The 23,316-nt window shown below is 65.6% G+C and carries 19 protein-coding genes and 1 pseudogene; 13 read left to right on the top strand and 7 right to left on the bottom strand.

Annotation, left to right across the window (positions count from 1 at the left end):
* Window positions 1–2: 2 nt before the first annotated feature.
* The 4 genes and pseudogenes from LK542_RS21435 to LK542_RS21420 form a co-directional block, all read right to left on the bottom strand.
* Window positions 3–1,640 (bottom strand): glycoside hydrolase family 43 protein, encoded by a 1,638-nt coding sequence (locus LK542_RS21435; protein WP_227813510.1) that lies wholly within the window; start codon window positions 1,638–1,640, stop codon window positions 3–5.
* Complete coding sequence (locus tag LK542_RS21430) at window positions 1,637–2,920, bottom strand: MFS transporter (RefSeq protein ID WP_227813509.1); 1,284 nt, start codon at window positions 2,918–2,920, stop codon at window positions 1,637–1,639. The genes LK542_RS21435 and LK542_RS21430 overlap by 4 nt, the downstream gene beginning before the upstream one ends.
* Window positions 2,921–3,002: 82 nt before the next feature.
* The gene (locus LK542_RS21425) at window positions 3,003–5,462 is read right to left on the bottom strand and encodes an adenosylcobalamin-dependent ribonucleoside-diphosphate reductase (protein WP_227813523.1); all 2,460 of its coding nucleotides are present in this window, start codon (window positions 5,460–5,462) and stop codon (window positions 3,003–3,005) included.
* 154 nt (window positions 5,463–5,616) lie between these two features.
* A pseudogene (locus tag LK542_RS21420) lies at window positions 5,617–5,847 on the bottom strand (accessory factor UbiK family protein); the annotation flags it as partial.
* 272 nt (window positions 5,848–6,119) lie between these two features.
* Between LK542_RS21420 and LK542_RS21415 the strand changes: the two are divergent.
* The 4 genes from LK542_RS21415 (at window position 6,120) to gshA (ending at window position 10,047) form a co-directional block, all read left to right on the top strand.
* The gene (locus tag LK542_RS21415) at window positions 6,120–6,848 is read left to right on the top strand and encodes a TorF family putative porin (RefSeq protein WP_227799800.1); all 729 of its coding nucleotides are present in this window, start codon (window positions 6,120–6,122) and stop codon (window positions 6,846–6,848) included.
* A gap of 14 nt (window positions 6,849–6,862) precedes the next feature.
* Window positions 6,863–7,201: a P-II family nitrogen regulator gene (glnK, locus tag LK542_RS21410; protein ID WP_036247637.1), complete on the top strand. Its 339-nt coding sequence runs from the start codon at window positions 6,863–6,865 to the stop codon at window positions 7,199–7,201.
* Between the two features lie 10 nt (window positions 7,202–7,211).
* Window positions 7,212–8,609, top strand: a complete 1,398-nt coding sequence (amt, locus tag LK542_RS21405) for an ammonium transporter (protein ID WP_307728989.1) — start codon at window positions 7,212–7,214, stop codon at window positions 8,607–8,609.
* Between the two features lie 136 nt (window positions 8,610–8,745).
* Entirely contained in the window at window positions 8,746–10,047 is a 1,302-nt protein-coding gene (gene gshA, locus LK542_RS21400; protein ID WP_227799801.1) for a glutamate--cysteine ligase, read from the top strand.
* A 13-nt stretch (window positions 10,048–10,060) separates the two neighbouring features.
* On the opposite strand, the gene LK542_RS21395 is transcribed toward gshA, so the two are convergent.
* Window positions 10,061–10,774, bottom strand: a complete 714-nt coding sequence (locus LK542_RS21395) for a class I SAM-dependent methyltransferase (protein WP_227813508.1) — start codon at window positions 10,772–10,774, stop codon at window positions 10,061–10,063.
* A gap of 180 nt (window positions 10,775–10,954) precedes the next feature.
* Between LK542_RS21395 and gshB the strand changes: the two genes are divergently transcribed.
* The 8 genes from gshB to LK542_RS21355 all read left to right on the top strand — a co-directional run bounded on the left by gshB (window position 10,955) and on the right by LK542_RS21355 (window position 18,180).
* Window positions 10,955–11,905, top strand: a complete 951-nt coding sequence (gene gshB, locus LK542_RS21390; protein WP_227813507.1) for a glutathione synthase — start codon at window positions 10,955–10,957, stop codon at window positions 11,903–11,905.
* A 1-nt stretch (window position 11,906) separates the two neighbouring features.
* Window positions 11,907–12,314, top strand: coding sequence for a PTS sugar transporter subunit IIA (locus LK542_RS21385; RefSeq protein ID WP_227799804.1), 408 nt, complete (start codon window positions 11,907–11,909; stop codon window positions 12,312–12,314).
* 45 nt (window positions 12,315–12,359) lie between these two features.
* Window positions 12,360–12,629, top strand: a complete 270-nt coding sequence (locus tag LK542_RS21380; RefSeq protein ID WP_159696553.1) for an HPr family phosphocarrier protein — start codon at window positions 12,360–12,362, stop codon at window positions 12,627–12,629.
* Window positions 12,630–12,658: 29 nt separating this feature from the next.
* Window positions 12,659–14,437 (top strand): phosphoenolpyruvate--protein phosphotransferase, encoded by a 1,779-nt coding sequence (gene ptsP, locus LK542_RS21375; protein ID WP_227813506.1) that lies wholly within the window; start codon window positions 12,659–12,661, stop codon window positions 14,435–14,437.
* Between the two features lie 23 nt (window positions 14,438–14,460).
* Window positions 14,461–15,612: a homoserine O-acetyltransferase gene (locus LK542_RS21370; RefSeq protein WP_227813505.1), complete on the top strand. Its 1,152-nt coding sequence runs from the start codon at window positions 14,461–14,463 to the stop codon at window positions 15,610–15,612.
* Between the two features lie 8 nt (window positions 15,613–15,620).
* Window positions 15,621–16,238, top strand: a complete 618-nt coding sequence (metW, locus tag LK542_RS21365; RefSeq protein ID WP_227800553.1) for a methionine biosynthesis protein MetW — start codon at window positions 15,621–15,623, stop codon at window positions 16,236–16,238.
* A gap of 95 nt (window positions 16,239–16,333) precedes the next feature.
* Entirely contained in the window at window positions 16,334–17,239 is a 906-nt protein-coding gene (locus LK542_RS21360) for a M48 family metallopeptidase (protein ID WP_227813504.1), read from the top strand.
* Entirely contained in the window at window positions 17,239–18,180 is a 942-nt protein-coding gene (locus LK542_RS21355; protein ID WP_227813503.1) for a pseudouridine synthase, read from the top strand. Before LK542_RS21360 ends, LK542_RS21355 begins: the two co-directional genes overlap by 1 nt.
* Here LK542_RS21355 and LK542_RS21350 read toward each other — a convergent pair whose 3' ends face one another.
* Both LK542_RS21350 and LK542_RS21345 read right to left on the bottom strand, forming a co-directional pair.
* Window positions 18,181–21,552, bottom strand: a complete 3,372-nt coding sequence (locus LK542_RS21350; protein ID WP_227813502.1) for an Ig-like domain-containing protein — start codon at window positions 21,550–21,552, stop codon at window positions 18,181–18,183.
* Window positions 21,553–21,746: 194 nt separating this feature from the next.
* Complete coding sequence (locus LK542_RS21345; protein WP_227799809.1) at window positions 21,747–22,517, bottom strand: exodeoxyribonuclease III; 771 nt, start codon at window positions 22,515–22,517, stop codon at window positions 21,747–21,749.
* A 138-nt stretch (window positions 22,518–22,655) separates the two neighbouring features.
* Here LK542_RS21345 and pyrE point away from each other — a divergent pair, with 138 nt between their 5' ends.
* Window positions 22,656–23,315 carry an orotate phosphoribosyltransferase gene (gene pyrE, locus LK542_RS21340; protein WP_227799810.1) on the top strand — a complete coding sequence of 220 codons (660 nt, stop codon included), beginning with the start codon at window positions 22,656–22,658 and terminating at the stop codon, window positions 23,313–23,315.
* Window position 23,316: the final 1 nt, after the last annotated feature.

The raw sequence follows: 23,316 nt of genomic DNA, 5'->3' as shown, positions 1-23,316 counted from the left end.
ATTCAGGCGTCCCGGGGATCGGCAAGGAAGGCGCGTTCTCGGTAGTCGAAATAATCGAAGTCGGCATGCAGGCTTGTTCCCGCCATGTCCTGGCAGGCCATGCCGACAAAGGCGCCGGTGAAATTCGGCTGTCCCGGCGCCACGGCTTCGTCCGACAGGATGCTGGCGTCGAACCCCTGCGGCAGCCATTGCCATTCGCCCCCGGGGAGGCGGTAGCCGAACAGCAGCCGCTCTTCATCGACTTCCACCCGCAGCTCGACCGGCACACCTGCGGGCAGGGGGATGGGCGGCGTGAAGGCGTCGGACTGCACGTGGTTCGGCAGGCTGCTCATTACGCGCAGGTGCTTGCCCAGGTCCTCGTCGTGGCTCAGGTACAGGTAATGGAACTTGGCCGCGCCGTAGTAGCACACCAGGCCGGCCTGCTGCTGGTAGTGCTGCGGCTCGAACTCGACGCGCGTGGCGGCGCTGTAGCAATGTCCGTCCTGCCTGCGCGCGACCAGGGCCTGGCGGAACTGGCTGCCGATCGATTCGCGCCCGAACAGGCGCAAATGGCCCGGACGTGCGGCCAGGCTGAAGAGCTCCTCCGGCCACGGGGTGCGCAACCACTGGAAGGCGAGCGGCAACTGCGGACCGTCGAAGTCTTCGCGCACGGGTTCTGGCGGGAAGGGGTGCTCCTCCAGCTGCGGCGCCTCGGCCTGCAGTTCCGGGCTTCCGCGTCCGTCACGCGTGCGCAGCCAGCCGTCCTCGCCCCATACCATCGGCTGGATCGCCGTCTCGCGGCCCAGCGTGCAGGCGCCGCGGTTGCGCAGCGGGCGCCCGCACAGGTAGACCATATAGGTCTCGCCCTCTGGCGTGTCGACCAGGTCGGCGTGGCCGGCGCGCTGCAGCTGGGCGTCCGGCCGGTTGCGCGCGCTGAGGATGGTCTGGTCCGGGTGCAGCTCGTAGGGACCGCGCAGTTCGCGCGAGCGCGCCATGGTCACGCCATGGTTCCAGCCGGTGCCGCCTTCCGCCGTCAGCAGGTAGTAGTAGCCGTCGCGCCGGTACAGGTGCGGCGCCTCGGTGAGGCCGTGCGGCGTGCCGCGGAAGATGTTCTCGCGCTGCCCGACCAGCTTGCGCTCTTCGACCGAATATTCTTGCAGCACGATGCCGGCGAAGCGGGTGCTGCCGGGCCGGTGGTCCCACAGCTGGTTGAGCAGGTACTTGCGCCCGTCCTCGTCGTGGAACAGCGACGGGTCGAAGCCGCTGCTGTTCAGGTACACCGGATCCGACCAGGGCCCGTCGATGGTGGGGCTGGTGACAAGGTAGTTATGAAAGTCGCGCAGCGAGGCGCTGCCCGCCGCGCCGCCGCTGGAGGTGCGGCCATAGCGCTTGACGTCGGTGTAGATCAGCCAGAACAAGCCGTCGGCCCAGGTCAGGCAGGGCGCCCACACGCCGCAGGAATCCGGGGCGCCCAGCATGTTCAGCTGGCTCGCGCGGCTCAAGGGGCGCGACACCAGCCGCCAGTGCACCAGGTCGCGCGAATGGTGGATCTGCACGCCGGGATACCACTCGAAGGTGGAGGTGGCGATGTAATAGTCTTCGCCGACGCGGACGATGGACGGGTCGGGGTTGAAGCCGCGCAGTATCGGGTTCTGGATCATGCTGGTTCGGTAGCGGGAGTGGGAGTGCGCAGCGGTTCGCGCACGATGGACCACAGCAGCACGGCGGCCACCAGGTCGAGTACGGCCAGGCTGACGAAGAAGGGCGTGTAGCCCACGCTGCTCATCAGGCCGCCGATCAGCAGCGAGAACAGCAGCAGGCCCAGGTTGCCGAGGGTGCCGCACATGCCGGCGACGGTCGCCACTTCGCTGCGGCGGAACAGGTCGGAAGACATGGTGATCACGGTGACCGACAGGGTCTGGTGGGCGAAGCCGGCAAGGCTGAGCAGGGCGATCGCAGCATAGGCGTTGTCCACGAAGCCGACGAAAGCCACGCCCATCATCATGACGGCGCCCAGCGTGAAGGCGCCGCGGCGGGCATTCACCAGGCGCACGCCGCGCTTTTGCAGCCACAGCACCACGGCGGGACCGAACAGGCAGCCCAGGTCGGCCGCGAGGAAGGGCAGCCAGGCGAACATGGCGATCTGCTTCAGGTCGAAGCCGCGCACCGTGGTCAGGTAGAGGGGCACCCAGAAGGCCAGCGTGCCCCAGGCCGGGTCGGCGAGAAAGCGCGGCAGGGCGATGCCCCAGAAGTTGCGCTGCCTGAGGATGCTGGTCACGGAGGGACGCTTGCCGTCGCCCTCGAGGTGGCGCTCCTGGCCGGCTGCGATATGTTCCGCCTCGGCTTTTGACAAGCGCCGGTGGCGCGCCGGCGCGTCGTACAGCAGCAGCCACATGGCCACCCACACCAGGCCGAGCGCGCCGGTGATCACAAAGGCGGACTGCCAGTTGTAGTGCAGGATCGCCCACACCACCAAGGGCGGGGCCAACATCGAGCCGAACGAGGCGCCGATGTTGTAGATGCCGCCCGCCATGCCGCGCTCTTTCGCGGGGAACCATTCGGACACCGCCTTCATCCCGGCCGGATTGGCCGAGCCTTCCGCGAGGCCCAGCAGGCCGCGCAGCACCGCCAGGGTCTGCCAGTTGGTGGCAAAACCATGCAGCATGCAGATTACCGACCATGCGGCCGCGAACATTGCGAAGCCGAATTTCAGCCCGAGCACGTCCAGCACGTAGCCGCACAAGGGCTGCAGCATGATCGCACCCTGGAAGGCCGCCGTGATGTAGGAGTACTCGGCGGTGCTGATCTCCAGTTCCTTCAGCAGGGTGGGCGCGGCCACGGCCAGGGTGCTGCGGGTAAGGTAGTTGATGACCGCCCCCAGCATCACGAGCGCGATCATCCACCAGCGCAGGCCTTTGATTTTGCGGAAGGAAGTGAGCATGTTTGCGCAACCATTGTTGAATGGCTGCCAACGATATCACACTATCTCGGCAATATGTTCGCGCAAACTTTCGGGAGATCCGTCAGCCGCACTCGCCGACGTAGTGGCACTCGCAGCAGCGGGTGCAACCGTCGACCTTGCGCAGCGCACGGGCGCCGCATTCCGGGCACTTGGCGCCGCTCACCACGGGCAGGGCGCCGGAACTGGTCGGCGGCTGCGGCTCGGCTTCAGGCACGAAGCCTTTGCCGCGCGCGGCGAAGTTGCGCGCCAGTTCGGGGACCGGCACCTGGTTGCCCCAGGCGTCGAGGAAGCCGCGCCGGATCAGCACGCGCTGCAGCATGAAGGCGATCGCCGCCACTTCCGAGTCATGGTAGACCGGTACCTGGGTGCCGTCTTCGCGGGTCAGCATGCCGCAGCGTACCGGACCTTTTTCCCAGACCACGTCGCGCATGTCGGCCAGCGCCCGCGCGATCGGCCCGCCGGCGCGCGCCACCATCGACAAGAGGCGCATCGAGGCCGTGATCCATTGCTGCCCATCGGTGCGCTGGTTCGAGGGCATGAAGAACTCGAAGGGACGCTCGACCGTCACGGGTTTCCCCTCATGGACGCCGTCGGCGCGGATGAAGCTCACCGTCAGGTAGGCGGTCTTGCGGCCTTCCTGGGTCGAGTATTCGATTTTCGAGGTCACCGATTCCAGTTCGCCCAGCGGGCGGCGCTCGAAGCGCTTGCGCAGCGGGTCGTCGTCAGGCACGGCGGCGGGAGATCCTTGCGGCGCCGTCGACAGCACGCTGCCCAGCACCGTGTTCGGGCGATAGGTCGCCAGGCCCTTCAGGCCCGCATGCCAGGCCTGGCCGTACAGCTCGCGGAAGTCGTCGAAGGGGTAATCCGCGGGCACGTTGACCGTCTTCGAAATCGCGGTGTCGATGAAGGGCTGCACCGCCTGCACCATGCGCAAGTGGTCAAGGGCGCGCATCTCGAGGGCGGTCACAAAGGCAGGCGGCAGCGCGTCCGTGTCGTGGCCCATCTGGCGATACAGGCGCCAGGCGTGGTCCTCGACCTCGTAGCTGCGCCAGCTGCCGTCCGGCATGCGCTTCCTGCGCTGGTAGGTCCAGGAATAGGGCGGTTCGATGCCGTTCGAGGCATTGTCGGCAAAGGCGAGCGAGATGGTGCCGGTGGGCGCGATCGACAGCAGGTGCGAATTGCGGATGCCGTACATGCGAATCGCGTCGCGCAGCCAGTCCGGCAGGCGTGACACGAACTGGCCCTGCAGGTACTGGTCCGCATCGAACAGCGGGAACGCGCCCTTTTCGCGCGCCAGCTCGACCGAGGTGGCGTAGGCCGCGTCGCGCAGGGTCTCGGCGATGCGCGCCGCCATGGCGCGGCCTTCGTTCGAATCGTAGCGCAGCCCCAGCATGACGAGGGCGCTGCCCAGGCCCAGGAAGCCCAGGCCGATGCGGCGCTTGGCCTGCGACTCGGCTGCCTGCTGCGGCAGCGGCCATTCGGTGGCATCGAGCACCAGGTCGAGCATGCGCACGCCGACGGCGGCGACTTCGCACATGCGCTCGAAGTCGAAGGAGGGACTGGCGCCGAAAGGATCGTTGACGAAAGCGGTCAGGTTGACCGAGCCCAGGTCGCAGCAGCCGTAGGCGGGCAGCGGCTGCTCGCCGCAGGGATTGGTGGCGCGCAGCTCTTCCGCGTACCACAGGTTGTTCTCGGCATTCATCCGGTCCACGAACAACACGCCCGGCTCGGCATGGTCGTAGGTCGAGGCGATGATCTTGTCCCACAGTGCGCGCGCGGAGACCTGGCGGTAGACCCAGCGGCCGTCTTCGCGCAGCCGGGCGCCTGTTTCTTCATCGCCCGGTTCGGCGCGGTGCACCAGCTCGAACATGGCGTCCGCTTCGACCGCGCGCATGAAGTCGTCGGTCACGCCGACCGAGATGTTGAAGTTGGTGAGCCCGCCCGCGTCCTTGGCGGCGATGAAGCGCTCGATGTCGGGGTGGTCGATGCGCAGCACGCCCATCTGGGCGCCGCGCCGGGCGCCGGCCGATTCCACCGTGCGGCAGGAGGCGTCGAACACTTCCATATAGGAGACCGGGCCCGAGGCGCGCGAGCGGGTGCCGTGCACCTTGCTGCCCATCGGGCGGATGGCGCTGAAGTCGTAGCCGACGCCGCCGCCGCGGCGCATGGTCTCGGCGGCCTCCGCCAGGGCCGTATAGATACCGGGCAGGCCGTCCTCGGCGCCGGAGATGGAATCGCCGACCGGCTGGACGAAGCAGTTGATGAGGGTGGCCTGCAGGCCGAGGCCGGCGGCCGAATTGATGCGCCCGGCCGGTACGAAGCCCTGTTCCTGGGCCCACAGGAAGCGTGCTTCCAGTTCGGCGCGCCGCTCCTCGGGTTCGAGCGCGGCGAGGGCGCGCGCCACGCGCCGGCGGACGTCGCCGATGCTGCGTTCTTCGCCCTTGGCATATTTCTCGCGCAGGACGTCGAGCGAGACCTCCTGCGGCGCCAGGGCGCCGGGCGGCGTATCGGGTGCATTCATGTGCATGAATGCCACCTGAAGTTCATGGCTTGTCGAGGATGACGTGCGGCGCGGACGGGTCGGTGGCGCCCGGAAGCGGCTCGTTGGACGCCGCCGCGGCGCTGGCGGCGGCCAGGCCGGATGCGGCGGATGGGCTGGACGTGCCCTGGGCCGCCAGGCGCGATTCCAGTTCCACCACGCGCAGTTCCAGCGCCTCGAGCTTGGCGCGGGTCTTGGCCAGCACCTGGGCCTGGATGTCGAATTCTTCGCGGGTGACGAGGTCGAGCTTCGAGAAGCCCTGGGTCATCATGGCCTTGACGTTGCGCTCGATATCCTTGGCCGGGGTGCTCTCCAGCGCCTGGTTGATCTTGCCCTGGATGTCGTTGAAGAAGTTGTTCATGTCCATTTCCTATCTGTCGGAGCGCTGCACCACCACGGTGCGCTGCCATCCGCTTTGGTGCGCGGCGCCGTCGCAAACGCAGGGCGCGCGGGTTTTCCTGGTTGTTCGAATCACAAATGGGGCAGATGGCTGAGAAAACAAGCACCCCGATCGCGCTTTTTAGGCTGGCACGCATCCTGCTAAAGAGTTGTCAGGCGTGTAGCAAACAGGATTGTAAACCGCAACAGCCCAAGACACGGTTCAGCCGTGCGCCAACTGTTGAATATAAGGGGAATGTCATGAAGTGCAACACAAGTGCAGCAATCTGGGTCGTCTTCGCTTTGTCGAACGTGCCAGCATTTGCGCAGGAAGCTGCTCCTGAGCATCAAGTCAGCTACAACGCCGCCATCACCAGCGACTACCGTTACCGCGGCCTGTCGCAAACCCGGTTTGACCCGGCGCTGCAGGGCGGCGCCGACTACGTGCACGGCCCGACCGGCCTGTACGTGGGCACCTGGCTGTCCACCATCAAATGGACGAAGGACCTCGGCGGCGACGGCAACATCGAATGGGACATCTACGGCGGCAAGCGCGGCAACCTGGGCGAATCCGTCACCTATGACGTCGGCGGCCTGTATTACTGGTATCCGGACAATGGCCTGAACCCGCGTGCCAATACCTTCGAACTGTATGCGCGGCTCGGTTTTGGCCCGGCCTATGTCAAGTACTCGCACTCGACCACCAACCTGTTCGGCACCGCCGACAGCAAGGGCAGCGGCTACCTCGACGTGGGCGCCGACGTCGATGTCGGCAGCGGCTTCATCCTGAACCTGCATGCCGGCCACCAGAAGGTCGCCCACAACAGCCAGTACTCCTATTCCGACTACAAGGTCGGCGTGACCAAGGACCTTGGCGTGGCGACCCTGTCGCTGGCCTGGATCAAGGCCAATACCGACGCTTACCTCAGTCCGCAGGGCAAGAACCTCGGCAAGTCGGGCGCCATCCTGACCCTGTCCAAAACTTTCTGAAACGAGGCAAGACCATGAAAATGATTACCGCCATCATCAAACCCTTCAAGCTGGACGAAGTGCGTGAAGCGCTGTCGGAGATCAATGTCCAGGGCATGACCGTGACCGAAGTGAAGGGCTTCGGTCGCCAGAAGGGCCACACCGAGCTGTACCGCGGCGCGGAATACGTGGTCGATTTCCTGCCGAAGATCAAGATCGAGGCCGCCGTCGACGACGCCGTGGTCGACCAGGTCATCGACGCCATCTCGGGCGCCGCCCGCACCGGCAAGATCGGTGACGGCAAGATTTTCGTGGCCGACCTCAACCAGGTCATCCGTATCCGTACCGGCGAGACCGGCAACGAAGCACTGTAAGGGAAACCCGATGAAACTCACCACCAAACTCCTCGCCGGTGCAATGGCCGCCGGCCTGGCGCTGCCGGCCCTGGCCGCGCCCACGATCAACAAGGGCGACACCGCCTGGATGTTCGTCGCCACCTTGCTGGTCATCATGATGTCGATCCCCGGCCTGGCCCTGTTCTACGGCGGCCTGGTGCGCGCCAAGAACATGCTGTCGGTGCTGATGCAGGTCTTTATGGTCTTTTCCCTGATCATCGTCCTGTGGTGCCTGTACGGCTACTCGCTGGCCTTCACCCAGGGTAACGCCTTCATCGGCGGCTTCGACCGCGTCTTCCTGAACGGCATCTACGATGCCGCGGCCGGCACGTTCAGCCAGGCCGCCACCTTCAGCAAGGAGACCATGATCCCCGAGTTCATCTTCGTGGCCTTCCAGGGCACCTTTGCCGCCATCACCTGCGGCCTGATCGTCGGCGCCTTTGCCGAGCGCGTGCGCTTCGCGGCGGTGCTGCTGTTCATGGTGCTGTGGTTCACGTTCGGCTACCTGCCGGTGGCCCACATGGTCTGGTTCTGGGCCGGCCCGGATGCGATCACCGACGCCTCGACCCTGGCCACCGTCACCGGCAATGCCGGCTTCCTGTGGCAGAAGGGCGCGCTCGACTTCGCGGGCGGCACCGTGGTGCACATCAACGCCGCAGTGGCCGGCCTGGTCGGCGCCTATGTCATCGGCAAGCGCATCGGCCTGGGCCGCGAATCGATGGCCCCGCACTCGCTCACCATGACCATGATCGGCGCCTCGCTGCTGTGGGTGGGCTGGTTCGGCTTCAATGCCGGTTCGGCGCTGGAAGCGGGCGACATCGCGGCGCTGGCCTTCATCAACACCCTGCTGGCGACCGCCGCGGCGGCCGTGTCGTGGATGTTCGGCGAGTGGATCTTCAAGCGCAAGCCGTCGCTGCTGGGCGCGGTCTCGGGCGCGGTGTCGGGCCTGGTGGCGATCACCCCGGGCTGCGGCTTCGTCGGTCCGATGGGCGCCCTGGTCATGGGCCTGCTGGCCGGCGTCATCTGCCTGTGGGGCGTGACCGGCCTGAAGCGCCTGCTGGGCGCCGACGACTCGCTCGACGTGTTCGGCGTGCACGGCGTGGGCGGCATCCTGGGCGCGCTGCTCACCGGCGTGTTCGCCGCGCCGCAGCTGGGCGGGCAGGGCATCTGGGACTACATCGCCAACAAGGGCTCGCCGGACTACTCGATCGCCAACCAGGTCTGGGTGCAGGCCCAGGCGGTCGGCATCACCATCGTGTGGTCGGCGGTGGTCGCCTTCGTCGCCTTCAAGCTGGTGGATGTGGTGGTCGGCCTGCGCGTGCCGGCGGACCAGGAGCGCGAGGGCCTGGATATCACCAGCCACGGCGAATCGGCTTACCACGCCTGAGCCTCACTGCTTCTGCAAAGGCGCCCCTCGGGGCGCCTTTTTGCGTTTATGGCAATTCAGACTTTAAATAAGCATATTCGTCCCTATATGAGGCTACCGATATAATTCGAATAAGCCATCACTAGGACGTCACACCATGGTTCCGCACCTCGCCACCGCCCTGACCGGTCCCCTCCTGGACCTGGAGAAGAAGATTCTCGAAGCCACGCCCGCCATCGAGCGCTGGTTCCGCCTCGAGTGGCAGGAGCATACGCCGCCGTTCTACTGCTCGGTCGACCTGCGCAATGCCGGCTACAAGCTGGCGCCGGTGGATACCAACCTGTTCCCGGGCGGCTTCAACAACCTGTCCACCGAGATGCTGCCGCTGGCGGTGCAGGCCGCCATGGCCGCGATCGACAAGTACTGCCCGGACGCGCGTAATCTCCTGATGATCCCGGAAGTCCACACGCGCAACCCGATGTACCTGCAGAACGTGGCGCGCCTGATGCAGATTTTCCGCCAGACCGGCCTGCACGTGCGCCTGGGCTCGCTGTCGCCCGACGTCACCCAGCCGACGCCGCTGGCGCTGCCTGATGGCAACATGCTGGTGGTCGAGCCGCTGGTGCGCTCGCCGAACGGCCGCCGCGTCGGCCTGGCCGACTTCGACCCCTGCACCATCCTGCTCAACAACGATCTCTCGGCCGGCATCCCGTCGATCCTGGAAAACATCCACGAGCAGTCGCTGCTGCCGCCGCTGCACGCCGGCTGGGCGCTGCGCCGCAAGAGCAACCACTTCAAGGCCTTCGATGAGGTGGCCAAGAAGTTCGGCAAGCTGATCGAGATCGATCCCTGGCTGGTCAACCCGCTGCACAGCAAGGTCGGCGAAATCGACCTGCAGGAAGACGTGGGCACCGAGCAGCTGGCCGATGCGGTGTCGGCGCTGCTCTCGAAGATCAAGAAGAAGTACAAGGAATACGGCATGAAGGAGCAGAAGCCCTTCGTGATCGTCAAGCCGGACGCCGGCACCTATGGCATGGGCGTCATGACCGTGAAGGACGCCAGCGAGGTGAAGGACCTGAGCCGCGCCCAGCGCAACAAGATGACGGTCATCAAGGATGGCGTGGCCGTCACCGACATGATCGTGCAGGAAGGCGTGCCGACCTTCGAATCGATCAACGACGCGGTGGCCGAGCCGGTGGTCTACATGATTGACCGTTACGTGGTGGGTGGGTTCTATCGCGTGCACGCCGAGCGCGGCATCGACCAGAACCTGAACGCGCCGGGCTCGCAGTACGTGCCGCTGGCCTTCGCCCAGCAGCACGCGGTGCCGGACCTCAAGGCCAAGCCGGGCACGGCGGCGCCGAACCGCTTCTACGTGTACGGCGTGGTGGCGCGCCTGGGCCTGCTGGCCGCGTCGCTGGAGCTCGAGCGTACCGATCCGAACCCGGAAGTCTATTAAGCTGAGGGGCTGGTCAAACCCCTTTTTGCACCATGTACATGAAGTGCGAGCGCAGCGGCGGCGCCATGGCCGCCAGCAGGTCGGAGGCCATCCAGGGCGCCCGTGCCAGCAGGCGATGGATGGGCGGCGCCAGCATCAGGGTGCGGTAGCGGCTGCGTTCGCCCGGCCACAAGGACACCAGCTCGGCGCGCGTCACCTTGCGCACGTTGCGGTTGCGCGGGTTGTCGTAGCGGAAATCGAACACCAGTACCCAGCCGCCCGGGCGCAGCGCGCGCCACATCTGGGCGGCCAGCTCGCGCCGCAGCGCGTCATCCAGGATCGAGGAAAACACCGTCTGCGCGCTCACCAGATCCTGGTTGCGCAATCCCATCGTGTCGAGGGTGCCGAGGCGCCAGCTGACTTCAGCGGCGGTGTAATGGCGCGCGTAGTCGAGCCGGTCCTGCTGCAGCTCGGTGCCGGTCAGGCGGTCCGGATCGGCGCCCCAGTCGATCAGCTGGCGCAGGAAGCCGCCGGTGCCGCAGCCGACGTCGAGCACCTTCAGCGCCGACAGGTCGCCGCCCAGGGTTTCGGAGAGGAGGGCGGCGAACGCACGCGAACGCGCCGCCACCTGCTGCAGGATTTCCGGCCGGTGCCAGGCGTAGCGGTCGAGGGCCGCCCCGCCGTGCCAGCGCTGGTACACCTCCCGGATACGGTCCTGTTCCGCCTGTTTGTCTGTGTGCGCGTCCATTGAGCCATGGTGGCAGGCGGGCCAGCGCAAGCCTTGACGCGGCTCATGCGCCCGGACTGCGGATGCACAAATGCAATCCGGAATTCGCGTCTTGCACCACGCTGGTGCCGAAAGCAGGGCCCGTCCGCGAACATTTGCGTTTCCGGCTAAAATCAAGGCATTCCCCGCAATGGATCCCCCATGAAGATCGCTTTCCTCGCCGACCCGCTCTCCACCTTCAAGATTTACAAGGATTCGACTTTCGCGATGATGCGCGAAGCCGCGAAGCGCGGCCATGCCGTCTACGCCTTCGAGCAGCGTGACATGGTGCTGGAAGAGGGCGTGGTGAGCGCCGTCGTCACCCGCATCCACCTGACCGGCGAAACCGATGCATGGTACCGCGCCGACCGGCCGGAAAGCGTGCGCCTGTCCTTCTTCGACGCCGTCATCGAGCGCAAGGACCCGCCCTTCGACATGGAATACGTGTACGGCACCTATCTGCTGGAACTGGCCGAGCGCCAGGGCGCGCGCGTGTTCAACCGCCCGGGCGCGATCCGCGACCACAACGAGAAGCTGACCATCGGCCAATTCAGCCAGTACACCTCGCCGACCCTGGTCACCTCAAGCGCGGCGCGCCTGCGCGCCTTCCACGAGAAGCACGGCGACGTGATCTTCAAGCCGCTGGACGGCATGGGCGGCGCCGGCATCTTCCGCGTCAAGGACGACGGCATGAACCTGGGCTCCGTGATCGAGTCGCTTACCGCCAACGGCAGGCACACCATCATGGCCCAGAAGTACATCCCGGCGATCAAGCAGGGCGACAAGCGCGTGCTGGTCATCGACGGCAAGCCGGTGCCTTTCACGCTGGCGCGCATCCCGCAGGGGAACGAAGTGCGCGGCAACCTGGCGGCCGGCGGCCTGGGCGTGGCCCAGCCGATCACGGCGCGCGAGCGCGAGATCGCCGAGGCCATCGGCCCGGAACTGGCGGCCCGTGGCCTGTTGCTGGTAGGATTGGATGTGATCGGCGATTTCCTGACCGAAGTAAATGTCACCAGCCCGACCTGCTTCCAGGAGATCACCGACCAGACCGGATTCGACGTGGCCGCGATGTTCATCGACGCGGTCGAACTGAAAGCAACTGAAAAGCACTGACATGGTAGGCATCCTGCTGATGACCCACGCTCCGCTGGGCCAGGCATTCATCGCGGCGGTGGCCCACGTATTCCGTGGCCCCACCGAGCGTTTCGAGGCGATCGACGTGACCGCCGACCAGGACCTGAGCGAGGTGAACTGCCTCGCCAAGGAGGCGATCGCGCGCCTGGACGAGGGCGACGGGGTGCTGGTCATCACCGATATCAAGGGCGGGACGCCGTCCAACTGCTGCAATTCGCTGGCCGACGCCGGCCACGTGGAAGTCATCGCCGGCATCAGCCTGCCGATGCTGCTGCGTGCGATCACCTACCGCCGCGACACCCTCGACGTCGTGGTGGAGATGGCCCTGGCCGGCGCCCAGAACGGCGCGGTGCGGGTCGATAACCGAATCCGCGTCGGATCGAGCTAAACGAACCTATAACGACAAACCTGGCCACGGGCATATAAAGAGAACATGATTCAACAGGAACTCGAAATCATCAACAAGCTGGGCCTGCACGCCCGCGCCTCCGCCAAGTTCACCCAGCTGGCCGCCAAGTTCAAGAGCGACGTCTGGCTCACCCGTAATGGACGCCGTATCAATGCCAAGTCGATCATGGGCGTCATGATGCTCGCCGCCGGCAAGGGCGCGAAAGTGCTGCTCGAAGCGGATGGCGAGGACGAAGAGGCGTGCATCGCCGCCCTGACGGGCCTGATCAACGACAAGTTCGGCGAAGGCGAGTAATGCCGCAGCCCCGCCCCACGGGACATTCGATGGCATCGTTCACGCTCCACGGCATTCCGGTTTCGCGCGGCATCTCGATCGGCCGCGCGCACCTGCTCACGCCGGCCGCGCTCGACGTCAAGCATTACCTGGTGCCGGAAGAGCAGGTCGAGGCCGAGGTCAAGCGCCTGCAGCACGCCATCCTTGAGGTGCACCGCGGCCTGCAGGCCCTGTGGACCGAGCTGCCCAAGGACGCCCCGACCGAGCTGGGCGCCTTCATCGACGTGCATGCGCTGATCCTGTCCGACCCGATGATCTCGGAAGCGCCGCTCGACATCATCCGCTCGCGCCACTACAACGCCGAATGGGCCCTGGTGACCCAGATCGACGAGCTGTCTTCCCAGTTCGACGAGATCGAGGACGAGTACCTGCGCGAGCGCAAGCACGACATCCAGCAGGTGGCCGAGCGCGTGCTGAAGGTCCTGATGGGCACCGCGCTCGAGATCCCGCCGCCGCTGGTGGGCGAAGACAGCGCCGTGCCGCAGATGATCGTGGTGGCCCACGACATCTCGCCGGCCGACATGCTGGCCTTCCGCGACCGCGACGGCGCCGCCCGTTCCTTCGTCGGCTTCGTCACCGACGTCGGCGGCCAGAACTCGCACACCGCGATCGTCGCGCGCTCGCTCGACATCCCGGCGGTGGTCGGCATGAGCCAGGCCTCGCGCCTGGTCGAGCAGGACGACTGGGTGATCATCGACGGCGACGCCGGCGTGGTGATCTGCAACCCGAGCCAGCTGGTGCTGGAACAGTACCGCGCGCGCCAGGCCGCGCTGGGCAAGGCGCGCAAGCGCCTGCTCAAGCTCAAGAAGACCCCGGCGGTGACGAAGGACGGCACCGCGGTCACGCTGCTGGCCAACATCGAACTGCCGGACGACTGCCCGGCCGCGCTCGATGCCGGCGCCGCCGGCGTCGGCCTGTTCCGTTCCGAATTCCTGTTCATGGGCCGCGGCGGGATCGGCACTGCGGCCCTGCGCATCCCGGGCGAGGACGAGCAGTTCGAGCAGTACCGCAAGGCGGTGGTAGCGATGAAGGGCCGCCCGGTCACCATCCGCACCCTGGACGTGGGCGCCGACAAGCCGCTCGACCCGACCGAGCACACGGCCCTGAATCCGGCCCTGGGCCTGCGCGCGATCCGCTACTGCCTGGCCGAACCCCAGCTGTTCCTGACCCAGCTGCGCGCGATCCTGCGCGCCTCCGCCTTCGGCAAGGTGCGGATCCTGATCCCGATGCTGGCGCACGCCTTCGAGATCGACCAGACCCTGTCGATGATCGAGCAGGCCAAGGCGCAGCTGCGCGACGAGGGCATCAAGTACGATCCGGGCGTGGAAGTCGGCGCCATGATCGAGATTCCCGCCGCCGCGCTGGCGCTGCCGATGTTCGTCAAGCGCATGCAGTTCCTGTCGATCGGCACCAATGACCTGATCCAGTACCTGCTGGCGATCGACCGCGTCGACTACGAAGTGGCGCACCTGTACAATCCGCTGCACCCGGCGGTCCTGATGCTGATCGCCCAGACTATCGCGGTCGGCCAGAAGGCCGGGCTGGACGTCGCCGTGTGCGGCGAGATGGCGGGCGATCCCAAGCTCACCCGCCTGCTGCTCGGCATGGGCCTGCGCGAATTCTCGATGCATCCGGCCCAGCTGCTGTCGGTGAAACAGGAAATCCTGAACAGCGACCTGTCGGCAATCACCACGCGTACGCGCCGCATCCTGCGCTCGATCGAACCGGACGAGATCGCGAACGCCGTCGAACAGCTGCAAACCCTCTGACAAGAAATACCTCCACAGCTTCCATGGGATCGATCGGAAACGTCACACCACAGGCGATGCACTTCGCCGAGCCGCTGCGCCTGCAAAGCGGCGCCAGCATCGGCGACTACACGCTGATGTATGAAACCTATGGCACCCTCAACGCCGACAAGTCGAACGCGGTGCTGATCTGCCACGCCCTGAACGCCTCGCACCACGTGGCCGGCACCTATGCCGGCCAGCCCAAGAGCCAGGGCTGGTGGGACAACATGGTCGGCCCGGGCAAGCCGGTCGACACCAACCGCTTCTTCGTGATCGGCGTGAACAACCTCGGCTCCTGCTTCGGCTCGACCGGGCCGATGCACGCGAATCCGGCCACCGGCAAGCCGTATGGCGCGGCCTTCCCGCTCCTGACGGTGGAAGACTGGGTCACGGCCCAGGCAAGGCTGGCCGACCGTCTCGGCATCGACTGCTTCGCCGCCGTCATGGGCGGATCGCTCGGCGGCATGCAGGCCCTGTCGTGGAGCATCATGTTCCCCGAGCGCCTGCGCCACTGCATCGTGATCGCCTCCACCCCCAAGCTGTCGGCCCAGAACATCGCCTTCAACGACGTGGCGCGCCAGGCCATCCTCACGGACCCGGACTACCACGGCGGCGATTTCTATGAACACGGCGTGGTGCCGAAGAACGGCCTGAAGGTGGCGCGCATGGTCGGCCACATCACCTACCTGTCGAACGACGACATGGCGGAAAAATTCGGCCGCCGCCTGCGCAACGCGGCCGAGACCAACGACTACGCCTTCGACTTCGGCGTCGACTTCGAGATCGAGTCCTACCTGCGCTACCAGGGCGACAAGTTCTCGGAATACTTCGACGCCAATACCTACCTCCTGATCACCAAGGCGCTCGACTACTTCGACCCGGCCGGCCTGCATGGCGGCGACCTGGCCAAGGCGCTGGAGAACACCCAGGCCCAGTTCCTGATCGCGTCCTTCACCACCGACTGGCGCTTCTCGCCCGAGCGCAGCCGCGAGATCGTCGAAGCCCTGCTGTCGAACCGGCGCAAGGTGACCTATGCCGAGATCGACGCGCCGCACGGCCACGACGCCTTCCTGCTGGAAGACCCGCGCTATCTCGGGGTGGTGCGCGCCTACTACGATCGGATCGCCCGCGAGCTGGCAGGGGAGCCCGCATGAACATGAGCATGCACGAAAATGAACTGAACGCCCTGCGCCCCGACCTGGCCTTCATCGCCGACTGGGTGCGCGAGCGCGCCCACGTGCTCGACGTCGGCTGCGGCGACGGCGCCATGCTGCGCTACCTTGAGCTGAGCAAGGGCTGCACCGGCTACGGCGTCGAGATCGCCGACGACAAGGTGCTGGAGAGCACCCAGCGCGGCATCAGCGTGATCCAGCACGACATGGAGCAGGGCCTGGACCTGTTCCGCGACAACGCCTTCGACATGGTGCTGTGCCTGTCCTCGCTGCAGATGATGCAGCACGTCGAGGCGCGCCTGCGCGACATCGTGCGCGTCGGCCAGGAAGCCATCGTGTCCTTCCCGAACTTCGCCTACTGGCCGCACCGCGTGGCCCTGATCCGCGGCCGGATGCCGGTCTCGCGCTCGCTGCCTTACCAGTGGTTCGATACGCCCAACGTGCGCTACGCAACCATCCACGACTTCAAGGACCTGGCCGAGAAGTGCGGCCTGGAAGTGCTGGAATTCGTGGCCCTGGCGGAGGGCAAGCCGGTGCGCTTCCTGCCCAACCTGCGGGGCAGCCTGGCGGTGTTTCGTTTGCGCAAGAAAGCCGGCGTCGTGACCTGAGCGCTTATGTGCGGTGGCGGCTTGTCGAGGCGGCTGCCATCCGCGATGATCGCGCTATTGTGTCCTCCTCCAGCTACTTTTCGTGGGTGATGAAAATGACAAAACTTAAGCATCTGGCGGCCTCCCTGTCCCTGTTCGCCGTCGTCGGCACGGTGGGCGTGGGCGACGCCTTCGCGCGCGACGACCGCAACACGACAGTCCAGGATGGCATCGCGGTCAGGCCGCTGTCGCGCCTGAGCAAGCTTGTGCCGGCAGAACAGCTCAACCAGGCTGCAGCGCAGCAATATACGCAGATGATGAGCCAGGCGCAACAGAAGGGCGTGCTGCTGCCGCCGTCGCACCCGGAAGTCCAGCGCCTGCGCGCCATCGCCAAACGCATCATTCCGCATACCGCGCGCTGGAACCAGGATGCCAGCCAGTGGCAGTGGCAGGTCAATGTGATCGATTCGAAGGATGTCAATGCCTTCTGCATGCCGGGCGGCCGGATCGGCTTCTTTACCGGCATCCTGACTTCGCTGAAGCTGACCGACGATGAAGCAGCGGCCGTGATGGGCCACGAAATCGCCCACGCGCTGCGCGAGCATAGCCGCGAGAAGATGGCCAAGCAGGGCCTGACCAATGCGGGTGCGCGCATCGGCGGCGCCCTGATCTCCGGCATCTTCGGCATCGACCCCGGCATCACCGGCACTATCGCCAGCTACGGCGCCCAGTTCGCCGGCCTGAAATTCTCGCGCGACGATGAGCGCGAGGCCGACCTGGTGGGCCTGGATATCGCCGCACGCGCCGGCTACGACCCGCGCGCCGGCATCGCCTTGTGGCGCAAGATGGCGGCCCTGGATAAACGCGCGCCGATCGAGCTGCTCTCGACCCACCCGGGCGGCGAGAACCGCATCGCCATCATGGAGCAGCACATGAACGTGCTGTTGCCGGTGTATGCGCGTACCAAGGGCACCACCGCGGCCAGCCTGCCGCCTTACCGGACCAATGTCGCCCTGCGTTGATGGGCAGTAGCAGGAAGGGCCGCCAGGCCGAAGCCAACGCCTACGTGCCGCTGCCGACCCGCGACGGCGTCGCGCCCAGCTACCTGTGGCTGACCGAAACGCGGGCCGGCGGCATGCTGCGCTTCCTGGCGGAGCGCTTTCCGGATGTCTCCGAAGCCGCCTGGGCGCGGCGCCTGGCGCGTGGCGAGATCGTCGACGCCAAGGGTATGCCCCTGGGCGCGGACAGCCAGGTGCGCCAGGGCATGCGCATCTGGTACTACCGCGAGCTGGAGCAGGCCGAGACGCCGATTCCTTTCCAGGAACAGGTGCTGTTCCAGGACGAGCACCTGCTGGTGGCCGATAAGCCGCACTTCCTGCCGACCATCCCGACTGGACGCTTCCTGCACGAGACCCTGCTGGTGCGCCTGAAGAAACGCTTCGACTTGCCCCACCTGGTGCCGATCCACCGGCTCGACCGCGAGACCGCGGGCGTGGTAATCTTTTCGCACAACCCGGACTCGCGCGGGGCCTACCAGTCGATGTTCCAGAAGCGGGTGGTGACCAAGGTGTACGAGGCGCTGGCGCGCCCGCTCGAGGACCGGGAATTCCCCTTTACCTACCGCAGCCGCATGCAGGATGCGGAGCAGTTCTTTGTCAGCGCCGAGGTGCCGGGCGAGCCGAATTCGGAAACGCTGATCGAGCTGATCGAACAGCGCGGCGAGGTGGCCCATTACCGGCTGCATCCGCACACGGGCCGCAAGCACCAGCTGCGCCTGCACCTCTCGAGCCTCGGGGCGCCGATCCTGAACGATGCGTTCTACCCGGTGGCGCTGCCCTGCAAGGGCGACGACTTCAGCGCGCCGCTGCAGCTGCTGGCGCGCGCGATCAGCTTCGAGGATCCGCTCAGCGGCCAGCCGCGCCGTTTCGAGAGCGGCTTCCGGCTGGCCTGGCCCGGGGAATAATCAGGCCGGCGGGGGCAGGTCGACCACCCATTGCGGGGAGCCGATGATCGCCACGTTGCCGGCCAGGTCCTGTATCGACTCGTTGTTCATCTGTAGGTTGTACAGGCCGGAAACCGAAACCTTGAAGTTCAGGACCGAATCGTGGCCGCCGGATCCGTCGGTCACATACCAGTTGCTGCCGCTGCCACTGCTGCCGCTGAAGGTCAGGAACTCGGTCGCGGCCTGGAACAGCTTGAACATGCCGGTCGGCTTGAACACGATCTGTTCGCTGAAGCCAAGTTGCGCTTCGCGGGTCGAGCTCTTGTTCACAAACGAAGACACGGTCGGGCCGGTCGTGTCGATGACCAGTGTGAACGGATTCGAGGCCTCGCTGACGTTGCCGGCCTTATCGGTTTGCGTGGCCGTGATCGCGTAGCTGCCGTCGATGGTGAACTTGTCGGCATCCAGTACCGTCAGGTCCCAGTGTCCCGCGCTGTCGGCAACGGTGCTTCCGATCACACGGGTCCCGGCATACAGCACCACCGTCGCGCCGTTTTCCGCACCGGTGCCCTTGAAGGTCGGCGTGGTGTCGGAGGTGATGCCGTCGCTGCTCGAGCTGCCAGTGTCGCTGGATGCGGCCAGCTCCGGGCGGTCCGGCTTGTCGGCGTCGGTATCGACGCGCAGCGTGACGGACGTCGAATAGGGGCTCTTGTTGCCGGCGACGTCGAGCTGCTGGACGGCGATGCTGTGAGTGCCGTCATGCAGCGCCTTCGCGGCGCCGACCGTGATGTTCCAGTTGCCGGAAGCGTCGCTGACCGTGCGCCCGATCTCTGCTTCATCCGCGTAGAGCACGATTTCGCTGTTGATGATTGCGCCTGTACCCGTGAATGTCGGGGTGTTGTCGCTGGTGAGTCCATCGGTCGACGATGCGCCGGTATCGCTGGCGGTCGCAAGTTGCGGCGCCGGCGGCGCGCTGGTCGGGCCGGTGCGATCGACCGTGAAGCTGATCGGCGCCGAATCGGCGCTGGCGTGGCCGGCGGCGTCGATCTGGCGTACCTTGTAGGTGTGCACGCCTTCGTTCAGGGGAGAAGCGAAATTCGCGATCCAATCGCCGTTGGCGTCGCTGCTGCCGATACCCACCACCGCGTCGCCCAGCATGATCTTGATGCTGGCGCCCGGTTCGGCGCCGCTGCCGCGTAGTGCCGCGTAGTTTTCGCGCGTGATGCCGTCACTGGACGAAATCCCGGTATCGGTGGCCAGCACCACCGTGGTCAGGGCGGCCGGCGTGGCGGTGTCGATGACCAGTGTCAGCGGGGACGAGGCGGTGCTGGTATTGCCGGCGCGGTCGGTTTGCTTCACCGTGATGGTGTAGCTGCCGTCGGCCAGTGCAACCGGCGTGCCGAGGGTCTTGGTCCAGACGCCGTCGGCATTGGCCTTGGTCGTCCCGAGCAGGGTGCTCCCGTTGTAGATGGCGATCTCGGCACTGGCTTCGGCTGTGCCGTTCAAGGTTGGCGTATTGTCGTCGGTGATGCCGTCGCCCAGGGCGCCGGAGTCGCTGGCCAGCGCGTCGAGCACAGGAGCATCCGGCGCGGTGGGAGCGATGGTATCCACCTTCACGTCAATCATGTAGCCGTATCCACTGTCGTCGTAGATGCCGCCGAGGACAATGTGAGCGCTGGCCAGCAGGTCGAGCGCGTTGCCGGCCAGATCTTCGACCGTGCCGCCCAGTTCCGCGATGTCCTTGATCTTGAGGCTGGACGAGTCGTCGCCAGCAGCGACGGTGTACTTGAAGACCAGTTCGTCACCGAGGTTGCCCGCGTAGGATGCTTTCTTGTTGTTGCTGAGGGTGATGGAAGGGATGGCTTCGGTGATCACCTTGACGTACTCGTCGAACTGGACGCGGAAGGTGATGACGTCGCCGGCCTTGTAGAAACCGTCACCCTCCACCACGACCCGTGTCGCGTGCGGGTCCGTGGTATCCGGTTCGCTGCCGCCCTCTGCGGTCCTGAAATCTATTTCGTAGCCGAAGACGTGATTGCCGGCCAGATCCGTCAGGTTCTCGGGCAGCACCAGCGAGTAGTCGATTCCCGCTTTCATGTTGTGCTCGGCGGCGCTGATGGTCAGTTTCTTTCCACCTTCCGAGAAGTTGGTCTCATCCAGGTAGATTTCGATAATGGATTCGTCACTGCCATACAGGTAAAGCATGTCCGCATCGCTCTCTTCATGGTGCCAGAAGACGGCTTCGTCGAAGGTGACGACCAGGTTCGCGTCGAGGGGGACGTTGGTGGATTCATGAGGCGAGGTGAGGACCTTCGGCTGCGTCGTATCGAGGATGATGGTCTTGCCGACCGCAGTGCTGTAGTGTCCGTCCAGCTTGACGACCCGGGCAGTGATCTCGTTCTCGGTACGGTCGAACACGAGTGGCGGGTCGGCGTCGCCGCCACGATTGTATGACCATTCGATATAGTCTCCATCGGCCGTTATCTGAATACGGGACTTGTCCACCGTGACATCATTGATGACCAGCTCGATGTATTCGTCCGACGCGAGGCCACCTCGCAACGTGCCCTTGACGAACTGCGGATTGTCGCCGCTGGCGCCACTGATGTTCGTGATCCCGTCCGTGCTCGATGGACCGCCGTCATTGACTTCCACGATATCGAGCAGATAGGCGTCTACGACGGTGTCGACCAGGTAGTTCCCCGAAGTGAGAACGCCGCTGCCGGACGTGCCGTCCGCGCTGCTCACCTTGCTCATGTCCAGGCGCAGCGCATTGGTCGCCGATTCGATGCTGTCGGCAGCGCTCAGGGTAATGGTCCAGGTGCGGTTATCGGTGCTGTGGCCGATGTTCTTGATGCTGGCATGGTCTGCGCTGATCGCCGCTTCGTCGAGCGACTCCAGGGCTTTCGAGAAGGTGACCGTCACCTTGATGTCGGCGCCGGCCTTTAGTACGCGGTCTTCGACGGTGATGGTGGCACTCAGGCCGGGTGGCGGTGGTACGGTGCCCGGCACGTTGAAGCTGAGTTTCTCGGGCACCGTAATGGCCGGCACCGCCTTGCCGCCGCTAACCAGGGTGCCCGCGGCCATGTACAGGTTCAGCTTCGCGCCCGGCGGCAGGCCGGTGGCGTCGAAGCTCACGTGGGTGCCGCTGATGCTCAGCTTGTCGAGCGTGATTTCCTTGCTGAAGGTGCCGCCGACCACGCGCAGCTTGGGCTGGCCGGTGGCGCGGTCGATCACGGTCTGCACCGCGCCGTCGGTCAGGAAGATCGAACCGCTGCCCTTGGCCATCGTCGCAGCGAAGGCAGCGAAGTTCAGGTCGATGTGGGTCGCCGCGCCAGCGCTGCTGACGGTGATGGTCGGGATGGCGGGCGAAGCAGGGGTAGTCGAGGTCATGGCGGCCGTTTATTGATATTCCGTCAACGGAAAATTCTAATGAGAAAGTTACCAGACGGATAGTATCAATAAACAGGCAATGCCATTTCGCCAAAGAGGGCGAAGTGGTGCTTTTTTACATCAAGCTGATGCCGAATCCCCCCGATGTGGGGGAAGGGATTCAGAAGTAAACCTAATAAATACCAGGTTTACTATTAGAGATGGTAATCAATGATGAGCGGAGCATGGTCGCTGAAGCGCTCGTCCTTGTAAATCGAGACCGACTTGGCGCAGGCTGCGATGCCCGGGGTGGCCACGTGGTAGTCGATACGCCAGCCCACGTTCTTCGCGTAGGCCTGGCCGCGGTTGCTCCACCAGGTGTAGTCGGCGGCGTCGGGCGCCACGGCGCGGTGCACGTCCACCAGGCCGATCTCGTCGAAGATGCGCGTCATCCAGGCGCGTTCTTCCGGCAGGAAGCCCGAGTTCTTCTGGTTGCTCTTCCAGTTCTTGAGGTCGATCTCCTTGTGCGCGATGTTCCAGTCGCCGCAAATCACCACTTCGCGGCCTTCCGCCTTCAGCTCCTCTAGGTGCGGCAGGAACACCTCCATGAAGCGGAACTTGGCCAGTTGCCGTTCGGGCGAAGAGGAGCCGGACGGGCAGTAGACCGAGATCACGGTCAGGTTGCCGAAGTCGCAGCGGGTGTAGCGGCCCTCGGCGTCGAACTCAAGGCAGCCGAAGCCGATGCGCTTGTTGTCGGGCGCGCTGCGGCTGTAGACGCCGGTGCCCGAGTAGCCCTTCTTTTCCGCGTAGTGGAAGTGGCCGTGGTAGCCGTGCGGGGAGAGGAATTCCTCGGTCATGTCGGCTTCCTGGGCCTTCAGTTCCTGCACGCAGATGAAGTCTGCAGACTGGGTGGCGAGCCAGTTGAAGAAGCCTTTCTTGTGGGCGGAGCGGATGCCGTTCAGGTTGGCGGAGATAATTCGTGGCATGGGTCTGATCAAGGATGGCGGTGGTGCGGAGGACGACAGTGTAGCGCGTTTTGATGCCGCTTGGCACGATCGGCCGGCGCTCGCCGGGGCAAACAGTGGCGGTTACAATACGGACTTTCTGATATTCGGGAGGTGCGCGTGAGCGATCTGCGCCAGGAGTTTATTGCATTTTCGGTCAAGGCCGAGGTACTGAAATTCGGTCAATTCACGACCAAGGCGGGACGCCAGTCGCCGTACTTCTTCAACGCGGGCCTGTTCCACGACGGCGCCACGCTGGGCCAGCTGGCGCAGTTCTACGCGCAGACCCTACTCGATTCCGGCGTCGCCTTCGACATGCTGTTCGGACCCGCCTACAAGGGCATCACGCTGGCATCGAGCACCGCCGTGGCGCTGGCCGCCAAGGGCCGCAACACCTCCTTCGCCTACAACCGCAAGGAAGCCAAGGACCACGGCGAAGGCGGCACCATCGTCGGCGCCAAGCTGGCGGGCAAGGTCGTGATCATCGACGACGTGATCTCGGCCGGCACCTCGGTGCGCGAGTCGGTGGACATGATCCGCGCCGCGGGCGCCGAGCCGGCCGCGGTGCTGATCGCGCTCGACCGCATGGAGCGTTCGGGCAAGGACGGTGCGCTGTCGGAGCATTCGGCGGTGCAGCAGGTCTCGCAGGAATTCGGCATCCCGGTGATCTCGATCGCGAACCTCGACGACCTGTTCACCTACCTGTCGAACGAAGCGGGCGCCGACCTGGGCGCGCACAAGGACGCCGTCGCAGCCTACCGCGCGCGCTACGGAGTGTGAG

The sequence above is a fragment of the Massilia sp. IC2-477 genome, assembly GCF_020707265.1.
In the GTDB taxonomy this organism is placed as follows: Bacteria; Pseudomonadota; Gammaproteobacteria; order Burkholderiales; family Burkholderiaceae_D; genus Telluria.
Note: the sequence above shows the minus strand (reverse complement) of the source record. Positions and strands in the feature narration are given on the sequence as shown.